At 41.9% G+C, this 2,500-nt stretch carries 2 tRNA genes and 1 rRNA gene; all 3 read right to left on the bottom strand.

Annotated elements, in window-relative coordinates:
* Window positions 1-36: 36 nt before the first annotated feature.
* The 3 genes from V7R38_RS13095 to V7R38_RS13085 all read right to left on the bottom strand — a co-directional run bounded on the left by V7R38_RS13095 (window position 37) and on the right by V7R38_RS13085 (window position 1,874).
* Window positions 37-110 (bottom strand) — tRNA-Ala (locus tag V7R38_RS13095).
* A gap of 88 nt (window positions 111-198) precedes the next feature.
* A tRNA-Ile gene (locus V7R38_RS13090) sits at window positions 199-272 on the bottom strand.
* Window positions 273-354: 82 nt separating this feature from the next.
* Window positions 355-1,874 (bottom strand): 16S ribosomal RNA (locus V7R38_RS13085).
* Window positions 1,875-2,500: the final 626 nt, after the last annotated feature.

The raw sequence follows: 2,500 nt of genomic DNA, 5'->3' as shown, positions 1-2,500 counted from the left end.
AATATGTCAATGAACTTTATTTGCTTTCACAAATTGTGGAGAATATCGGAGTCGAACCGATGACCTCTTGCGTGCAAGGCAAGCGCTCTAGCCAGCTGAGCTAATCCCCCATATACTAGCAGTTAGTATATAGTAGTTAGTAGTTAGTACTTAACTACTACTCGAACTTCTAGAATTTCCTTTATATCAAACTTTTAGTAGTCCCGGGCAGACTCGAACTGCCGACCTCTACATTATCAGTGTAGCGCTCTAACCAGCTGAGCTACGAGACTATAATAGCTTTGATATAATATAAATTTAAAATTAACAGCAAAGAGTAAAAATTACCTTTTGTAACTCACCATCTTTCTCTAGAAAGGAGGTGTTCCAGCCGCACCTTCCGGTACGGCTACCTTGTTACGACTTAGCCCTAGTTACCAGTTTTACCCTAGGCGGCTCCTTGCGGTGACCGACTTCAGGCACCCCCAGCTTCCATGGCTTGACGGGCGGTGTGTACAAGGCCCGGGAACGTATTCACCGGATCATGGCTGATATCCGATTACTAGCGATTCCAGCTTCACGGAGTCGAGTTGCAGACTCCGATCCGAACTGTGATATGGTTTATAGATTCGCTCTCTGTTGCCAGATGGCTGCTCATTGTCCATACCATTGTAGCACGTGTGTGGCCCAGGACGTAAGGGCCGTGATGATTTGACGTCATCCCCACCTTCCTCTCGGTTTGCACCGGCAGTCTCGTTAGAGTCCCCATCTTTACATGCTGGCAACTAACGACAAGGGTTGCGCTCGTTATAGGACTTAACCTGACACCTCACGGCACGAGCTGACGACAACCATGCAGCACCTTGTAATATGTCCGAAGAAAAGTCTATCTCTAAACCTGTCATACTACATTTAAGCCCTGGTAAGGTTCCTCGCGTATCATCGAATTAAACCACATGCTCCACCGCTTGTGCGGGCCCCCGTCAATTCCTTTGAGTTTCAATCTTGCGATCGTACTCCCCAGGTGGGACACTTATCACTTTCGCTTAGTCACTGAGCTAATGCCCAACAACTAGTGTCCATCGTTTACGGCGTGGACTACCAGGGTATCTAATCCTGTTCGCTCCCCACGCTTTCGTCCATGAGCGTCAGTACATACGTAGTAGACTGCCTTCGCAATCGGTATTCTGTGTAATATCTATGCATTTCACCGCTACACTACACATTCTATCTACTTCCATATGACTCAAGTCAACCAGTATCAAAGGCAGTTCCATAGTTAAGCTATGGGATTTCACCTCTGACTTAATTGACCGCCTGCGGACCCTTTAAACCCAATGATTCCGGATAACGCTCGGACCCTCCGTATTACCGCGGCTGCTGGCACGGAGTTAGCCGGTCCTTATTCTTACAGTACCGTCAAGCTGCTACACGTAGCAGTGTTTCTTCCTGTATAAAAGCAGTTTACAACCCATAGGGCAGTCTTCCTGCACGCGGCATGGCTGGGTCAGAGTTACCTCCATTGCCCAATATTCCTCACTGCTGCCTCCCGTAGGAGTCTGGTCCGTGTCTCAGTACCAGTGTGGGGGATCTCCCTCTCAGGACCCCTACCTATCGAAGTCTTGGTAAGCCGTTACCTTACCAACTAACTAATAGGACGCATAGTCATCTTTTACCGATAAATCTTTAATTACAAAGTGATGCCACTTCGCAATACTATGGGATATTAATCTTCATTTCTAAAGGCTATCCCCCTGTAAAAGGTAGATTCTATACGCGTTACGCACCCGTGCGCCGGTCGTCATCTAGTGCAAGCACTAATGTTACCCCTCGACTTGCATGTGTTAAGCCTGCCGCTAGCGTTCATCCTGAGCCAGGATCAAACTCTTCATTGTATATTTTAAATAATATGAATGAATAAGTTTCAAAAGAATTACATTAATCTAAACTAATGTGGTTATTCTACTCTTTGTTTACGCTGTCAATTTCAATATTTTCAATGAACTTATTTGAACTAAAAACTAAATATCTCTCAACCTAATCTTAATATCAAACTTTGTAGAAATGATAGAATCGAACTATCTAAAATTGTTAAATCTTATTCCAAAATCTCTCTGAACGTTTTCGCTGTTTTTGTTAGCGGGTGCAAATATAGAAACTATTTTTATTCTGACAATAAAAAAATAAAAAAAATTAAATTTATTTTTTAACCCCTAAAAAACTGAACTTTTTTCCCGAAAAAATCGGACTGCAAAGATACTATTAAATAACCTTACAAACCTAATTAAAAATGAAAAAAATTTCATCCTAAATCAAAACCCAGAATCCTATAAATAAAACCCAAAAACAACATCTCAATGAACTAAACTAACAAACCATATTTCCGTTAGCGGCTGCAAATATACAACTCATTTCTATTCCCACAACTATTTCTGAATAAAAATTATAAATCTTTTTAAACCCTAATCACAAACCTCTCTAAACATGAAACTTACAACATCAAAAAAAATGAAAAAAAATA

The organism is Polaribacter sp. P097 (assembly GCF_036864555.1).
Lineage (GTDB): Bacteria > Bacteroidota > Bacteroidia > Flavobacteriales > Flavobacteriaceae > Polaribacter.
The sequence above is the reverse complement of the archived record's forward strand: the minus strand, read 5'-3'. Positions and strand labels throughout refer to the sequence as shown.